Source organism: Pseudomonas sp. SWRI50 (assembly GCF_014269095.1).
Classification (GTDB): Bacteria; Pseudomonadota; Gammaproteobacteria; order Pseudomonadales; family Pseudomonadaceae; genus Aquipseudomonas; species Aquipseudomonas kermanshahensis.
In genome coordinates this window covers 1-16,682 of record NZ_JABWRW010000019.1, presented here as the reverse complement: position 1 = coordinate 16,682, position 16,682 = coordinate 1, and the positions used below count along the sequence as shown (strand labels likewise).

General features: G+C 63.1%; 13 protein-coding genes. 1 reads left to right on the top strand and 12 read right to left on the bottom strand.

The features are described from left to right. Positions 1 to 100: 100 nt before the first annotated feature. The 6 genes from HU750_RS19090 to HU750_RS19065 form a co-directional block, all read right to left on the bottom strand. Positions 101 to 1,522, bottom strand: a complete 1,422-nt coding sequence (locus tag HU750_RS19090) for an efflux transporter outer membrane subunit (protein WP_186681800.1) — start codon at positions 1,520 to 1,522, stop codon at positions 101 to 103. Then, entirely contained in the window at positions 1,519 to 2,394 is an 876-nt protein-coding gene (locus HU750_RS19085) for an efflux RND transporter periplasmic adaptor subunit (protein ID WP_099428035.1), read from the bottom strand. The genes HU750_RS19090 and HU750_RS19085 overlap by 4 nt, the downstream gene beginning before the upstream one ends. Beyond that, positions 2,391 to 2,603 carry a DUF1656 domain-containing protein gene (locus tag HU750_RS19080; protein ID WP_027595114.1) on the bottom strand — a complete coding sequence of 71 codons (213 nt, stop codon included), beginning with the start codon at positions 2,601 to 2,603 and terminating at the stop codon, positions 2,391 to 2,393. Before HU750_RS19080 ends, HU750_RS19085 begins: the two co-directional genes overlap by 4 nt. After that, positions 2,600 to 4,687: an FUSC family protein gene (locus HU750_RS19075; RefSeq protein ID WP_027595113.1), complete on the bottom strand. Its 2,088-nt coding sequence runs from the start codon at positions 4,685 to 4,687 to the stop codon at positions 2,600 to 2,602. The genes HU750_RS19080 and HU750_RS19075 overlap by 4 nt, the downstream gene beginning before the upstream one ends. After that, the gene (locus HU750_RS19070) at positions 4,684 to 5,136 is read right to left on the bottom strand and encodes a MarR family winged helix-turn-helix transcriptional regulator (RefSeq protein WP_186681798.1); all 453 of its coding nucleotides are present in this window, start codon (positions 5,134 to 5,136) and stop codon (positions 4,684 to 4,686) included. The genes HU750_RS19075 and HU750_RS19070 overlap by 4 nt, the downstream gene beginning before the upstream one ends. 287 nt (positions 5,137 to 5,423) lie before the next feature. Then, positions 5,424 to 6,218, bottom strand: coding sequence for a tetratricopeptide repeat protein (locus HU750_RS19065; RefSeq protein ID WP_099452585.1), 795 nt, complete (start codon positions 6,216 to 6,218; stop codon positions 5,424 to 5,426). Between the two features lie 206 nt (positions 6,219 to 6,424). Here HU750_RS19065 and HU750_RS19060 point away from each other — a divergent pair, with 206 nt between their 5' ends. Next, positions 6,425 to 6,985 (top strand): WYL domain-containing protein, encoded by a 561-nt coding sequence (locus HU750_RS19060; protein ID WP_027595110.1) that lies wholly within the window; start codon positions 6,425 to 6,427, stop codon positions 6,983 to 6,985. Positions 6,986 to 7,041: 56 nt separating this feature from the next. Here HU750_RS19060 and HU750_RS19055 read toward each other — a convergent pair whose 3' ends face one another. The 6 genes from HU750_RS19055 to HU750_RS19030 form a co-directional block, all read right to left on the bottom strand. Next, positions 7,042 to 7,905 carry an ABC transporter permease gene (locus tag HU750_RS19055; protein ID WP_027595109.1) on the bottom strand — a complete coding sequence of 288 codons (864 nt, stop codon included), beginning with the start codon at positions 7,903 to 7,905 and terminating at the stop codon, positions 7,042 to 7,044. A 14-nt stretch (positions 7,906 to 7,919) separates the two neighbouring features. Further along, the gene (locus HU750_RS19050; protein WP_027595108.1) at positions 7,920 to 8,783 is read right to left on the bottom strand and encodes an ABC transporter ATP-binding protein; all 864 of its coding nucleotides are present in this window, start codon (positions 8,781 to 8,783) and stop codon (positions 7,920 to 7,922) included. Positions 8,784 to 8,789: 6 nt separating this feature from the next. After that, positions 8,790 to 9,809 carry an ABC transporter substrate-binding protein gene (locus tag HU750_RS19045; RefSeq protein ID WP_099452582.1) on the bottom strand — a complete coding sequence of 340 codons (1,020 nt, stop codon included), beginning with the start codon at positions 9,807 to 9,809 and terminating at the stop codon, positions 8,790 to 8,792. Between the two features lie 18 nt (positions 9,810 to 9,827). Further along, a complete protein-coding gene (locus HU750_RS19040; RefSeq protein ID WP_085273907.1) occupies positions 9,828 to 10,727 on the bottom strand; it encodes a TauD/TfdA dioxygenase family protein in 900 nt (299 codons plus the stop codon). Positions 10,728 to 10,927: 200 nt separating this feature from the next. Next, positions 10,928 to 11,269 carry a hypothetical protein gene (locus HU750_RS19035; RefSeq protein WP_027595105.1) on the bottom strand — a complete coding sequence of 114 codons (342 nt, stop codon included), beginning with the start codon at positions 11,267 to 11,269 and terminating at the stop codon, positions 10,928 to 10,930. A 163-nt stretch (positions 11,270 to 11,432) separates the two neighbouring features. Further along, positions 11,433 to 16,682 (bottom strand): immunoglobulin-like domain-containing protein (locus HU750_RS19030; RefSeq protein WP_186681796.1); only part of this gene is annotated, 5,250 nt, incomplete at its 5' end.

The window sequence follows — 16,682 nt, the reverse complement described above, 5'->3', positions numbered from 1 at the left end:
CGGCGGTCCGACTTGCCCCGCGAAGCGCCGCGCGGGCGGCGCTCGATCTCATAGGCGCCGCAATCCTGTCGCCAAACACCTTCTCGCCACCACACAATGATCAAGGCTTGCCAGCAGCCCCCTTCCATCCCCCACCCAGCGCCAAAAACACCCCAATCTGCCCCACCGCCACCTGGCTATTCGCCGCCGCCAACTGCGCGCGCATATCGGTATACGTCCGCGTCGCCTGCAAATCCGCCAGGAACGACTCACGGCCAGCCTGGTAATACCGGTGCGTCTGGTCCGCCGCTTCCTTGGCCGACTTCTCTGCCTCGGCCAATGCATCACGCCGGTCGAGCAAGGCGCTGTACTGCGCCAGCCGGGTCTGGGTCTCGCGGATGGCGTTCAGCACCACGCCGTCGAAATGCGCCAGCGCCGCTTGGGTCGAGGCTTCGGCCATGCGGATGCGGGCACGGGTGCCGTTGGTGGGGATGGTCCAGCTGATCTGTGGGCCAAAGCCCCAGCGGTTGGTGGAGGGCTCGCCAAGGTTCTCGAGGATACCGATGGTGCCCACCTGGGCGCCGATGCTGATATCCGGGTACAGCGCGCCCGTGGCCACGCCGATGTAAGCGGTGGCGGCCGCCAGTTGGCGCTCGGCCTGGCGCACGTCGGGGCGCCGCTTGAGCAGCGCGGCACCGTCGCCTACCGGGATCAGTTGGGCCAGGTGCGGCAGTTCGGCGCAATCGGCGGTGCCGGCGGGCAACTGCTCGACCGGTTTGGCCAGCAGTGCAGCGAGGGTATACAAGCCCGTCTCGCGCTCGGCCTTGAAGCGTGGCAGTTCGGCGCGCAGGGATTTGAATTGGGTCTGCGAGCGGGTGACCTGGGTTTCGTCGCCACGGCCGGCATCGCGCAGGCGCTGGTTCAGCTTTACGCCTTGCTCCTGCAGGTCCAGCGACTCGCGGGCAATGTGGTATTCCTCGTTGGCCGAGCACACCTGGGTATAGGCCTTGACCACATCCGCCACCAGGGTGATGCGCGCGGTGTCCGCTGCGGCCTGCACCGCGTCGGCGTTGGCCTTGGCCGCCTCGGTGCCGCGCTTGAACGTGCCCCACAGGTCGAACTGGTAGGAGGCGCTGATGATGGCTTCACCGATATTGGCCACGGGTACCTTCTCGGGCAGCAAAAAGGCCTCGCCAGACTCCTGCAAGCGCTGAGCGCCAGCCTTGATGCCACCACTGAAACCGCCCTGCGATTCGGCCACTTCGACCTGGGCGCGGGCCTTGGCGATGTTGGCCGCGGCCACCCGCAGCTCGGTATTGGCGCTCAATGCCTGGCGCACCAGTTGGTTGAGGCGCTGATCCTGGTACAGCTGCCACCAGTCTTCGGGTACCGGCGCCGACACCACACTGTCGGCGTCCTGGCGCAGCGGCCCGTTGAGGTCGCTGCGCTGCACGGCCGCGTCTTTCGGCACTTCGTAATCCGGGCCAACCAGGGCACAGGCACCGAGGGACAGGGCCATGCCCACCAGCATCAGGCGTTTCATGGGCGCTTGTCCTCGATGATCGACACCGTGGCCGTGCGCCCGGCGATCATGCGGAAGTCTTCCGGCACTTCGTCGAAGGCGATACGCACCGGAATCCGCTGGGCCAGGCGCACCCAGCTGAACGCCGGGTTGACGTTGGGCAGCAGGTTGGCGCCGCTGCTGCGGTCGCGGTCTTCGATGCCAGCGGCAAAGCTTTGTACGTGGCCGCGCAGGCGGGTGTTGTCGCCCATCACGCGGATGTCCACGGCATCGCCGATGTGGATGCCACCGAGCTTGGTTTCTTCGAAGTAGCCATCGACGTGGTACGAGGCGCTGTCGACCACCGACAGTACAGGGCGGCCGGCGGTGACGAATTCGTGGTTACGCGGGGCGCGGTCGTTGAGGTAGCCGTCCACCGGGCTGCGTACCACCGAGCGATCGAGGTTGAGCTGTGCAGTATCGACAGCCACCTGTGCCTCGTTGACCGCCGAGCGGGCGCGGGCTTCGCGGGACTGGCTCTCTTCCAGTTGCTCGGCCGCGACCAGGTTGCCCAGCTTGCGGTTACGGCGCGTCTCGCGGGCAGCCTGGGCCAGGGTTTCCTCGCGCTCGGCGAGGGTCGCCTTGGCCTGGCGCAGGGCCAGGCTGAAGCGGTCCTGGTCGATGGTGAACAGCACGTCGCCGCGCTTGACCACCTGGTTGTCACGCACCTCGACCTTCTGGATCAGCCCGGACACATCCGGGGCGATCTGGATCACGTCGGCGCGGATGTGGCCGTCGCGGGTCCAGGGGGCGAACAGGTAGTAGCCCACCATCTGCCACACGAGCACGGCGGCGAAACTCACGACCAGCAAGGTCAGGACCACACGGCCCAGGGTCAGCAAAGGTTTTTTCATGGCAGCATCAGGTTTCGGCAAAAGTGGTCGACCGCGCCCAGCATCACGGCGTAGAGGGCAACGTTGAACAAAGCCCGGTGCCAGACCAGGCGGTAGAAATGCAGGCGCACAAGCAAAGCGTGCACGCCCAGAAACAGCAGGTAGGTGAACACCATCATCACCAGCAGCGTGGGCAGAAACACCCCGCTGATATCCAGATCACCGATCACAGTGGGGCTCCATCGATGCCGGGGGGCAGTTGCGGTTGTTCGGTCGGCTCGAGCATCACCTCGACCCCAGGCAGCAAGGCCAAGCGCAGGCCACTCAGGGCATGCAGCAGGTGCACGCGGGCATCGCCGCGGTCGTTGTGGTCATCCAGCGCCAACCCTTGCCGCGCGCGCTCCATGTTGCGCAGCAACGTGGCCGGGGCGTGCAGGCGTTGGTTGGCGCGCAGGCAGGCGGCGTAGTGGGCGCCGACTTCCTCGATGACCGTGGCCAGGCGCTCACGGGCCTGCGGGTTGGCGCGGGGCATGTAGGCCAGCAGGTCGAGCAGGTTCAGGCCCACGCGCAGGTCACGCAGTGCCACGCCGCTGTCCTGGCCGGTCTGCGACAAGCGCGGCAGGTGCTGCATCAGGCGGTCGAGCATCTGTACCCCGACCTGGCGGTGTTCGGCCAGGGTGGCGGGCTGGGTCATCTCGACGATGTCGCGCCAGGCGAAGCGGGTCATGCGCTTGGCTGCCAACTCGACGCCGAACGGGCGCAGCAGCAAGGTCCAGATGAACGCGAACAGCAGCCCCACCGGGCCGGCCAGGTTGGCGTTGATAAAGGTCAGGAAGTCTGCGTCGTACGCGCCCTGGATGCTGATGAAGGTGGCGGTGTTGACGATGGTCAGCAAGGTGCCGAGGTAGAAGCGCGGCTGCACGGTCAGCGTGCCGACGCAGATGAACGGCACGGCGAATGCCAGCACCAGCATCGGGAAGTCGTGCAGGTTGGGCAGCACCAGGAACAGGTAGACGCTGGAGAAGATCACCGACATCAGCGTCCAGAAGAAGAACCGGTAGATCTGCGGCGCCGGGTCGTCCATCGCGGCAAAGAAGCTGCAGGCCACGGCCGCGAGGATGACCGCACTGCCGCCGTCGTTCCAGCCGAGCAGAATCCACAAGCCGCTGGCGACGATGATCGCGGTGACAGTGGAGAACACCGAGTACAGCATCAGGCCCCGGTCGAAGAAGGGCGTCAGGCGGCTCAAGCGCCAGTGGCGGTAAGCGGCGCGCCAGGGCGTGGCGTCGTCCTTGCGCAGGGCGTGCTGGAGGGTGCAGCAGTCTTGCCAGAGGTCGACCCACTCGGTCAGGCGATACAAGGCGTTGGACAGCAGCAGGCCGGCGCGCTGGTCCAGTGCGGCGGCGCTGGGTTGCAGGCGGGTGATCTGCTCGTGCAAGGCGGCCCAGGGCGCCAGGGAGGCATCGTCGGCAGTGCCTTTGAGCCACTCGCGGGCCTCGGCCAGCAACGGTTGCAACTGGGCGAACTGCACAGGCGCACGGCCTTCGAGGGCGACCAGGGCGTCGTCCAGGGCGTCGATCACCGGCAGCAGGTGGATCATCCGCCCACGCAGCTCGCTGGCGTTCTTCAGGGTGTGGGGGCCGGCACCCTCGTGGCCGAGCTGGCCGATCATCATTTCCAGGGTGTTGAACGTGGCCACCATCGAGGCACGCATGCCGCCCACCTTGTCGGCGGCGACGTCACGGGCCAGGTAGGTATCACTGTAGCGGATCGCCTCGGCAAACCAGTTGCCGGTCGAGCCGACCACCACCGGGGCCAGGCGGCGCGGCCAGAAGATTGCACCGACCACGGCCGCGCAGACAATGCCCAGGCAGATTTCCTGAGCCCGCGACGAGGCCACATCGAACACCGCGGTGGGGTTGTCGACCACGGCCAGGGCAATCATCGGTAGCGTGTAGCCCGCCAGCATCAGCACGTAGTTGTTGGCGGTGCGCAGGTTCAGCGAGAGGAACAGCAAGGTGCCGGTCCACAAGGCGATGGCGACGCTCAGCAACAGCGGCGACTGCACCAAGGGTGGCACCAGGAATATCGCCCCGCCGGCCCCGAGCAAGGTGCCCAGGGCGCGGTACAGGGCCTTGGAACTGGTCGGGCCGACGAACGGGCTGGAGACGATGTAGACGGTCGCCATCGCCCAGTACGGGCGCGGCAGCTGCATGAGCAGGGCAATGTACAGGGCGATCATCGACGCGGCGAAGGTGCGCACGCCGTAGAACCAATCGCGGGCTGGGGGTACTGAGCTGAAGAATCCGTTCATGCTGCCCCGCCGGGTGTGCCGAGGCCAGCGGCTTCGAACGCGCGCAGCACGCGCAAGGCGGCCTCGAGGTCAGCCTGGTCGATGCCCTGCAGCACCTCACGGCGCAAGCGCACCAACTCGGCTTCGATGGATTCGGCCAAGGCGCGGCCTTCGGTGGTCAGGCTCAGGGCCTTGGCGCGGCGGTCGAGAGGGTCCTCGCTGCGGCACACCAGCCCGGCTTTGCACAGCTGGTCGAGCAGGCGTACCAGCGACGGGCTTTCGAGGCCAGCGGCCTGAGCCACCGCCACCTGATGCACGCCGTCGCCCAGGCGCACGATCATCAACAGCGGCGCGGCGCAGGCTTCAGAAATGCCGTAGGCCGTCAGAGCCGCGTGGCAGATGCGCCGCCAATGGCGAGCGGCAACCACCATGCCGCTGCTGACTTGCAGGCGCAGGAGATCAAGGGTCATGAAAGGAACCAAGGATATTCATAGTTTGCTAACTATCAATATACGCCTGGCCCTCCCCCTGCCGTCAACAGTGGGCGACGGGTAGCGTGGGTGAAATTCTGTTCATGCGTGGTCTTTAGCCCGTGCGCGCTCTGTGTGTAGGAGCGGCCTTGCGTCGCGAAAGGGCTGCGAAGCAGCCCCAGCAATATCTGCATAGACGATAGAATCTGGGGCTGCTTCGCAGCCCTTTCGCGACGCAAGGCCGCTCCTACATGGGAGTGCGTTGCGGGCCGAATTTGCTTTAACAATCAGGGCTGGACCTGGTCTTCCAGCTTCATCGTCAGCGCCAGCGTACTGCCCATCTGCACGGCCCGGTCGCGCCAGTCCAGGTACCGCGCGCGGTCGCGGCTGCTGAAGTGCACCGCCAGCTCCTCGGCCGCCTGCATCACCCCGGCCGCAGCCGCCAGCTCAAGCCAATACAGCGCGCCTTTGATATCAGCCTCCACATACAGGCCATGCATCAGCCGGTACCCCACCTCGAACCGGCACCGCGCTTCGCCCCGCTGGGCACCGCGCAAAAACCATTGGTAGGCCTGCACCAGATCGACCTGCCAGTCCAGGTCGCCATCGCACACTTCTTCTTCATACAAGTCACCGAGTGCGGCGGCAGCATGCAACATGCCGCGGTCAAACGCCTGCCGATAACACTCGGCCGCCTGCACGTAAGACGTGTCGATGCCTTTGCCGAAGTAATGCTGCTGGCCCAGGTTGAACCAGGCCGCGGCGTTACCCTGCAAGGCCGCCATGCGCAACAGGTGGCCGGCCAGCACGGTGTCGGCACGCCAGTACTTGCCATTGAGCCAGATCCAGCCGAGGTCATTCAGTGCGGCCACGCTGCCTTGCAGCGCTTGGCGGCGCAGGTCGGCGTACACACCCTGCAAATCGCTGGCCTCGTCCAGGCGGCTGACCAGCAACGACCGCTGGCTGGGCAGCCCGACCCCGGCAAACAGCCGATGACGCCTCCCGGCAGGGGCTGGCGGGGCGATGACCCGCTCTGGCAGAAGACGGGCAAGCAGCGAATGGATATTGCTGGCAGCAGACATGTTCATCCTCATTGAACGACACACAACCTCGACCTCGGCTGTGATGAGGCGTGATTCTGCGTGACGTCACGACAAAACCTGTCGCGAACGATTCGGCACGAGGCAACCAAATGCGACTTCCTTGATCTGAGCAGGCTGTGGCCAATTGCCATGCCCCGCTCGTGCCGCCATCCTATTGCGGCAAGCCTAGACAAGGACGTTATCTTTTGCCGTTCGCCACCACTCGCGCCACCCTCAGTCGTCAGTGGGCGCTGCTGCGCCAACTGCCCAGCCGCTCCCCAGGCATCACCAGCGCCGAGCTGGTGTGGCGCCTGCGTGATGTGGGGTTCAATGTCAGCAAACGCACGGTTGAGCGCGACCTCAACGAGTTGTCGCTGATTTTTCCGCTGGAGCGCAATGACAAGAGCATACCGTTCGGCTGGCACTGGTCGTCGAGTGCCGTGGGCGAGCTGCGCGGCAATTTCGACTTGCTGACGTACTTGCGCGGTGATGCGCTGCAGCCGGCCCAAGGCGAGGGGGTAGAGCTGGTGGCGCGGGTCAGTGATGCCTTGGCGCGGCAGTTGCGCGAGGCGCCGTTGAGCAGCGACATGCAGCTGACGGCGCTGGAGCATGGGCATCGGTTGCGGGCCACGGTAAGCGATGGCTGGCCGCTGCGTTGGTGGCTGCTGAGCCAGGGGGATGGGGTGGTGGTTGAGCAACCAGAGGGGTTGCGCGAAGAGATTGGCAAGATGCTGAGCAATGCGGCGGCTCAGTACCAGAATCCATAGCCTGTATCGGCCTCTTCGCGGGCAAGCCCGCGAAGAGGCCGATACAGGCTTACTGGCTAGCGCTGCATCCCCCACCGCCGCACGGTCAGCCGCTCCAGGGTGTTGAACACCAACCCCTCGACCAGCAAACCAATCAAGATCACCACCGCCAACCCGGCAAACACCTTGTCGGTGTACAGCTCGTTGCGGTTCTGGAAGATGTACCAACCCAGCCCGCCCTTGCCGCTGCTGGCGCCAAACACCAGTTCGGCGGCAATCAAGGTGCGCCAGGCAAACGCCCAGCCGATCTTCAAGCCCGACAGAATCGACGGCAAGGCCGCCGGCACCAGGATGTGCAGCACCAATCGCAGGCCCTTGAGGCCATAGTTGCGACCGGCCATGCGCAACGTCTCGGACACCCCGAGAAAGCCCGCATACGTATTCAGCGCCAGCGCCCATAGCACCGAGTGCACCAGCACGAAGATCAGGCTGTTGTCGCCCAGGCCGAACCACAACAGCGCCAGCGGCAGCAAGGCGATTGCCGGCAAGGGGTTGAACATGGAGGTCAAGGTGCCCAGCAGGTCACGGCCAAGCTGGGTCGACACCGCCAGGCTGGTCAAGCCGAACGCTAGCACAATACCCAGCACATAGCCCTTGAGCAGGATCACCAGCGACACGCCGACCTTGGCGGGCAACTCGCCACTGAGCAGGCCGTCCCACAGCGCAGCAGAGGTTTGCAGAAAGCTTGGCAGCAGCAGGTCGTTGCCTTGATAGCGGGCCACGGCCTCCCACAGCGCGGCGATCACCACTAGGATGACAGCCTTGCGCAGCCAGCCTTGCTGCCACAAGCGCTGGGCTAAGGGCAGTTGGCGTTCCAGAGGCACACTGAGCAGCGGCTCCAGCTGCACCTCGTATTCCTGACGTACAGGTGTAGTGGTCATGGCTGAAGCTCCTGTCAGTAGGCGATACGGATATCGTTGAAGCCAAGGTCGTCGGCCTGCTCGGGCGTGTCCGCTTCATCGAACAACAGGCGATGGATACGCCGGGCACTGGCCTGGAAATCGGCGGCGCCCAGGCTGCCAAGGTCGTATTGATGGCTGTGTACCTCGGCCCGTACCCGGCCTGGGTGCGGCGACAGCAGCAAGATGCGGTTGCCGACCACCAGCGCTTCTTCGATGGAGTGGGTCACGAACAGCAGGGTAAAGCGCACCTCTTCCCACAGCAGCAGCAGCTCTTCCTGCATCTTGCGCCGGGTCAGCGCGTCCAGCGCGGCGAACGGCTCGTCCATCAGCAGGATCTTCGGCTGGGTGGCCAAGGCCCGGGCAATCGCCACGCGCGCCTTCATGCCGCCAGAAAGGGTGTGTGGGTAGGCATCGGCAAAGGCGGCCAAGCCGACTTTGTCCAGGTAGTGCAGCGCCCGGTCCTCGGCCTCGGCACGCTTGAGCTGGCCCGATACCAGCAAAGGGAACATGACGTTCTGCTTTACCGTCTTCCAGGGTGGCAACTGGTCGAACTCTTGAAACACCACGATGCGGTCAGGGCCGGGGCCTTTGACGGGCTGACCCTGCAGCAGAATCTGCCCTTCCTGGGGCTCGATGAACCCGGCCACGGCCTTGAGCAAGGTGGACTTGCCGCAGCCCGAAGGCCCCAGCAAGACGAAACGGTCGGCGCGGTCGACTTCGAAGCTGACCTGGTGGGTGGCCCGCACCACGCGTTGCGCGGTGCGGTATTCGAGGCTGAGGTTATCCACCGAGAGCAGCGGTGGCGTGGCGACACGGCTCAGGTTGCTGGCCGCGTGGCCTGGCAATGGGGCGGTCATGATCGATCAGCTCCCTTGCAGCGGGCGTTCATCCTGGAAGAAGTAATCCTTCCACGACTCCGGCTTGTGCTTGATGGCGCCAACCCGATACAGGAAATCCGCCAGTTTGTAGGTGTTCTTCGGCGTTACCGTGAACTCGTACTGCGGGTTGTCGATCAGCTTGATCAGCACATCGCGGTCGATCTTGGCCTTGGTCACGCGGATGTACGTGTCAGCAGCGGCGGCCTTGTCCTTCTGGGCAAAGTCTGCGGCCTCGGCCAGCGCGTCGACGAAGGCTTTGTAGGTCTTGGGGTTGTCCTTACGGAATTTTTCAGTGGCGAACAACAGGGTCGGCGAGTTGGGGCCAAGCAGGTCGTAGCTGTTGAGCACAACGTGCACATCCTTGTTGGCCAACGCCTGGTCCTGGAACGGCGGGTTGGAGAAGTGCCCGTTCAGTTCGGTGCCACCGGCGATCAGCGCGGCCGTGGCATCGGGGTGCGGTACGGCCAGGGTGTACTTGTCGAGGCGGTTGTATTCCTTGTCGCCCCACTGCTGGGCGGCGGCGTACTGCAGGAAGCGCGACTGCACGGAGACGCCCACGGCTGGCACGGCGATGCGGTCTTTCTCGGAGATGTCAGCGATGGTCTTCACATTCGGGTTGCTGCTGACCAGGTAATACGGGAAGTTGCCAAGCGAGGCGACCGCCTTCACGTTCTGCCGGCCTTTGGTGCGGTCCCAGACGGTCAGCAGCGGGCCAACGCCAGCACCGGCGATATCCACCGAGCCGGACAACAGCGCATCGTTGATGGCCGCGCCGCCCGAGAGCTGGGCCCAGTCGACTTCAATGTCGACGCCCTGTTCTTTACCGTGTTTTTCGATCAGGTGCTGGTCACGCACCACGTTCAACAACAAGTAGACGATGCCGAATTGTTCCGCGATGCGGATTTTGCCTTCGGCCTGGGCCACGGCGGGGGCCGCCAGGCTGCCGACGACCAGGCTCGCGCCCAGGCCAATGCTTGCCGCCAGGCGGCTGATGGATTTACGCATGGTGTGTTTCCTCAGTCGTCAGAACGGGGCATCGCCCTGGATGGTGGTGCGATAGAGCTTGCGCCGCAGGTGCGCCGGGCAGCCAGTGGCGAGGTGGATCAGCGAACGGTTGTCCCAGAACACCAAGTCGTGGGGCTGCCACTGATGGCGGTAGATGTTCTGCTCAAGCACGCTCAGGGCATACAGCTGCTGCAGCACGTCGCGGCTTTCGTCGTCTGGCAGGCCGACGATGCGGGTGGTGAAGCCTTCGCTGACGAACAGCGCCTTGCGGCCGTTTTCCGGGTGGGTGCGTACCACCGGGTGGATCACTTCCTGTACTTGGGCCAATTGCTCGGCGCTGAGGGCCGGGCGCCAGTTGCCTTCGAACTTGGTCTCGGCATACCGGGCCGTGTAGGAATGAGCCGCGTCGCGGCCGGCGATTACCTTGCGCAGGGCTTCGGGCACGGCGTCCCAGGCTTTGTGCATATCGGCGAACAGCGTATCGCCGCCCTCGCTGGGCAACTCCTGGGCATGCAGCATCGAACCCAGGCTGGGGAGCTCTTTATACGACAGGTCCGAATGCCAGAACTTGCCAGCATCGCCCAGGCCGACGTTGCGACCGTCTTCGACGATGTTGGAAACGATCAGGATTTCGGGGTGCCCGGTCAGCAGGAACTGCTTGAGCACATGAATCTGCAGCTCGCCGAAACGGCGGCTGAAGCTGATCTGTTGCTCTGGGGTGATGCGCTGGTCGCGGAACACCAGTACATGGTGATCGAGGTGGGCGCGATGAATTTGGGTGAAATCCTCGGCGTTGACCGGTCGGGTCAGGTCCAGGCCGATGATCTCGGCACCGACGGCACCGGAGAACGGGCGGATTTCAAAGCTTTGCGGCTGGGCGCTGTCGATGGACGACAAGGCGTTCGAGGCGGCGGACATGGTTCACTCCCACGCAGTGCGCGACGTCAAAGGCGCGCAACGATCAGAAACGCACGGGGATTTCCCGTGTGGGTTCAAGTCGTGCGGCGCATCGATTGGTCGACGGGTACGCAGTGGGAGCAACTATAAAGTCATAAGAAAGATATTTTAAATATCTTTAATGAATAACCATATCACTGTAGATCGGGGCTGATCCGCGGTTAGATCAACCCGCCCTGCTCTTCTTCATCGATCAGGTTGTTCAGGCTGCCCAGCGCCTTGCGCGCCTTGGAACGGTTAAGCAGCTTGGCCTGCGCCCCAGCCGGCAGGTCGGTGATGCTGAACACACCCTTGGCGGTCAGCACATCGATCAAGTCTTCAAGCACGCGGATCATGTCCAGGTCACTTTGCTTGAGCTCTTTGAGGCTGTTTTCCACTTCGTCGTCGGCAAACCATTCCTGAACGTCGGCATGGTCAGCAGGGAGTATTTCGGTGAATTCGTCAAAAGAGGCTGCTTCTACCCGCAGCAACTGGCCGCTAGCGTTGCGTTGCACGTAGAACATGGCGGTGTCCCTCGTCACGTTGGTTCCTTGTAGGTAGACAGCAGCATAGGCAAAGATTCCCGGGCACGCAGGCCCGGCGCACGAGTATGCGCTGTCAGGGGAAGGCAGGAAAGAGCCGGCACCTACCCGGGCGGTCGTTTCGACCGCCCGGGTAGGCTGGGCATCAGCTGTCTTTGTTATCGATACGGATGGTCGGGTCGCCACCGCTGATCAACGAGTTGATCGAGGTATTGGACCAGTTGACCCCTTCGAGCTTGATCGTCACATCGGCGTTGGCCAGGCCACCAGTGGCGTTGAGCTTGCCCTCGCTGCTGACCTGCAGCGTCGAGGTGCCGTCCACCGTGGTGATCTTCAGGTAGTTGTCGATGGTGCTGCCCTTCTCGAACTGAAGCAGATCCTTCAGATCGATACGGTCACCCTCGGCCACCTTGAAGTCCTTGATCACGTCGTTGCCGACATCGCCCGACTTCCACACGAAGGTGTCCGCACCGCTACCGCCGATCAGGATGTCATCGCCTTGGCCACCGATCAGGATGTCCTTGCCGGTACCGCCCAACAGGATGTCGTTACCTTTGCCACCATCGAGCGTGTCATCGCCACCTTGGCCGAAGAGGATGTCGTTGCCATTGCCGCCCGACAGGAAATCCTTGCCGTCGTTGGCACCGGAGATATCGAACTCGGTGTAGTGCTCGGTGATGTACTGGTGGACATTGTTGGTGGTGATGGCACTGGCCTCGACACCGCTCTTCTGCGCAACGTACGCCTGCAGGGCTTGGTAGCCCTCGCTGACGACACCGTTGAGGGTGATCAGGTCACCGAAGATGATGTCGTTGCCGTTGCCGCCATCGACCTTGTCGGCGCCTGGCAGGGTCGCCTCGGAATGCCCGAGGATCGCGCTGGCCAGGTTGGATGGGTCGATATTGGCCTGCGGCTTGCCGGCGCTGTCGTATGGCTTCAGGTCAGTCAGGCTGACATCGCTGTTCAAACCAATTGCCTGCACCTTGCTTACACCGTTAGTCCCACCCAAGAGGGCGAAGCTGGCAGACGTGTTGTTCGCCGAATCCCAGTAGTTATAGGAATCGGCATAACCGGTACCGCCCAGGCCGGAGAACTCGTAGGTGCCATCCCCTTGAGCATGAATCGTCCCGATCGTGCGGGTGGAATCAAGCACCAGGTTGCCCCAACGGTTTTCTGTGTAGGTCAGCACTTTGAGGCTGCCTTCGCTATTGATTTCAACTTTGTGCGTTGCGTCGGCCCAGACACTGAAGGTCTCACCCACCTTGTAGTTGTTGACGTTGACTACGTCATCCAGGTACTTGCCGCCGCTCCACAGGCGGTAGTTGGTCGTTTCATTGGTCTGGTAATAAGTCGGCTTACCGTCGGTGATGAAGTAGGTCAGGTTCTCTGCACCGCTGTTACCGGTAGCCATGGTGCTCTTGAAGAAGTTGGCCGTGGTTTTGAACACATCCTCATAGTTGGTACCACCGCCGTAGCTTGAACCACCCACCATCGAGTCCAACACCGCCTGAAGCTTGGCCAGTGCGTCGGTATCGGCAAGGTTGACCGCCACGTTCTTGTTTACCTGGGTATCGAAGTCGGCGATGAAGATATTCACCGTCCCCGAGGTATCAGCGCCCAGGCTGGCTTTCAGCGTCTGGAACACCGATGCCAACTGGGCCTTGGCCGCGGCGACGGACTGGTTGCTCATACTGCCCGAGCTGTCGACCATGAAGGCGATGTTGTAGTTCTTGCCCGCCACCACGTTCAGGCCAGCCACGTCGGCGACGATGATGTCGTTGCCTTCGCTGCCATTGATGGTGTCATCGCCCGAGGTACCCACCGTCGCCTTGTAGGTGGCGCCGTAGACAGTGACCGGGATCTTGCCGGTGATGCTGTCTGAACCGCCGAGGCTTTCGGTGGCCGTGGAGGTGACTGTGATGTCGAACGTGCCTTTGTAGTACGCCGGCGGGGTCAGGGTCAGGCCGCTGAGTTTCCAGCCTGTCACGTCCACCGGCGTACCGCCGACAGTCACGGTGTGGCCCGCGCCATCGCTCAGCACAGTCCCTTTCGGAATGCCGCTGAGGGTCACGCTCAAGGTCTCGGAACCATCGGTGTCGGTCAGGCCGGTGCTGATGCTGACCAGCTTGACCGAGCCACCTTCCGGCCCTTCGTTGAGCTTGTAGCCGTCGTAGTAGCTCTGGCCATTGACGGTGTGCAGATCGGACACGCCCAGGCCAGCGTTGGCCATCTCGGTCACGTTCTGGTACATCGGGATGTTACTGCTGCTCAGGTCGGTGACGGCACCGGAGCCCGCCTGAATGTTCAGGTCATAGCTACCAGGGCCTGATTGGTTGGCGTGGTAAACCTCGATCGGGTAGTAGCCGCTGGACGTTGGGGTGAAGGTGCCAGAAATCTGGCCACCCGCGCCCCAGGTCGCAGTTACCACGGTCTTGCCACCAATGGTGACCACCAGGCTGTCATCGGCGATGCCGCTGAAGGTGTAGGTCTTGCCGGCTTCCAGGAAGAGCAGGCCCGACGTTTTCGAACCGGTGCCAGCGGTGACGCTGCCATCGGACTGCACGTTGGTGGTGGTCGCACTGGAGGTAGCACTGCCGGAGTTGGCGAAGACCGTTTTCAGCGCGTCGCCAGTGATGCCGTTGCCGTCGGTACCCAGCCCTTTGAGGGTGGTCCAGACTTCCTTGGTCAGGCCTTTGGACACGACATCGGTACTGCCAATCGTCAGGGTCGGTTTGTCGGCCACCGGACTGATGTCGACCTTCATGGTCACTTCGCTGCCCAAGTTGGTGCCGTCGTTCGGCTTGTACTTGAACTGCGCGTAGTCAGCCTGTTTGTTGCCGACGCCCGAGCCGCCATAGCCGTCGGTGCCCGACTCGTTCGCCTTCGGCACGAACTTCAGGTAGTTGCTGGTGATGTCGGCCTGGCTGACGACCTGGCCCGCTTTCACATCGACCCATGCGGTGCCGTTGTAGAACTTCAGGCTACCGTCGACCGGCAGCGAGGTGATGGTCACGAACAGGCCGGTGTTGCCATCGGCATCGGTGACCTTGAAGTCGTTCCAGGTGAACAGGTAGTCGGTGTCTTCCACGCCATTGACCGCGCCGCCAGTCGAAACCGGCAGGTGGTCGTTGTCGAGGATGTTGGTGGTGACACTCGCCTTGGTGCTATCGACCTGCAGGTTTTCGAAGTTGCCACCGGTGGCAGCGCCGATGGTCACGGTGAAGTTCTCGGTACCTTCAACCAGCTTGTCGTCGATGGTCTTGATATCGAACGTGACGCTGCTGCTGTTGGCCGGGATCTTCACGGTGGTGACCGCGGTGTAGTCCTGGCCGTTAGCGGTGCCGCTGTAGGTCAGGGTAACGGTGACTTCCGTTTTAGCCGGGCTGCTCAGGGTCAGGGTGTATTTGCCGGTTTCACCTTCGGTCAACGAGGTGGTGCCGGTGATACCGATGGTGGTCACATCGCCCTGGTTGCCAGTGCCTGGGGTGCCGACACCTGGCTCGTCGTTGACCACGGTGGTGGCTGTGGTTTTGTCCAGCGTCAGCTGCTCGAACTTGCTGGCACCCGCGCCGCCTACCGACTGCAGCGCCAGGCCGACAGAGGTCTGGCCAATATACACATCATCCGGCGCAGCCACGTTGACGAAGCCTGTTGCACTGTTGGCCGGCACGTTGATGACGGTTTTGCCGTCGCTCAAGGTGAAGGTCAGGGCGCCGTGGTTGTTGATCGGCAGGCCATCTTTGCTGGTCAGAGTAACGGTGTAGGTGATCACACCGCCTTCGGTGACCGAAGGCGTGGCGGTCAGCTTGGCGATGACTTCGTTCGAGGTGTCCTTGATGTCCACCGAGGCCGAAGGCTTGCTGACGACCAGGTTTTCGAACTGGCGACCGTCCGGCACGCTGGTGCCGGTGATGCTGACGGTCAGCGAGCCGGCGTCGACGTACACGTCTTCGCCTTGGGCGTCGTGAGTGAAGATGGCCGAGGTTTCGCCCTTCTTGATCACAACCGACTTGCCTTCGGTCAACTGCACGGTGAGGTCCTGGTCCAGGGCCTCTTTGATACTGATGGTGAAGGTCGGTTTTTCGTTCTCGAAGACCGAGGTCTGATTGGCAACGATGCTCAGTTCGACTTTGTCGCCCTGGTTGTTGCTGCCTGGAGTGCCTACGCCGGGTTCGTCGTTGACCGTGGTGGTGGCCGGGGCCTTGTCCAGGGTCAGATTTTCGAACTTGCTGGCGCCCGCGCCGCCTACCGATTGCAGGGTCTGGCTGACCGAGCTCTGGCCGATGTAGACGTTATCCGGTGCAGCGACGGTGGCCGTACCGACGGTGCCGTTGGCCGGCACGGTGATGACGGTTTTGCCGTCGCTCAGCGTGAAGGTCAGGGCGCCGTGGTTGTTGACTGGCAGGCCATCCTTGCTGGTCAGGGTCACGGTGTAGACGATCGAACCGCCTTCGGTGACCGACTCGGTTGCCGTCAGCTTGGCGATGACTTCGTTCGAGGTGTCCTTGATGTCCACCGAGGCCGAAGGCTTGCTGACCACCAGGTTCTCGAACTGGCGGCCGTCCGGCACGCTGGTGCCGGTGATGCTGACGGTCAGTGAGCCGGCATCGACGTACACGTCTTCGCCTTGAGCATCGTGGGTGAAGATGGCCGAGGTTTCGCCCTTCTTGATCACCACCGACTTGCCTTCGGTCAGCTGCACGGTGAGGTCCTGGTCCAGGGCCTCTTTGATGCTGATGGTGAAGGTCGGTTTCTCGTTCTCGAAGACCGAAGTCTGGTTGGCAACGATGCTCAGTTCGACTTTGTCGCCCTGGTTGTTGCTGCCTGGAGTGCCTACGCCTGGTTCGTCGGTCACAGCGGTGCTGACCGGGGTCTTGTCCAGAACCAGGTTCTCGAACTTGCCGACATCAGCGCCATCGACCGAAGCGATCGACTTGGTCACTGGATCGTTGATACCGGTGTAGACGTTGTCCGGGGCAGTCACGGTGGTGAAACCGGTGGTGCTATTGGCCGGCACGGTAATGACGGTGGTGCCATCGCTCAGGGTGAAGGTCAGCGCCGAATGCTTGTCGATCGGCAGACCGTCTTTGTTGGTCAGGGTGATGGTGTAGGTGATCGCACCACCTTCGGTAACCGAAGGGGTGGCAGTCAGCTTAGCCACGACATCGTCGGTGGTGTCGGTGACTTTGACCGACGCCGCGTCGCCCAGCTGCAGGTTCTCGAAGGCACGGCCATCGATGTCTGCTGCCGACTTCACGCCCAACTCGATTTCACCGGCGTCTTTGTAGACGTCGTCGCCTTGCGCTTCGTGGGTGTACGGCGCGCTGGTTTCACCGGCTTTGATGGTGACGGTGGCGTTGTTGCTCAAGGTCACGACCAGGTCGTGAGCCAGGGC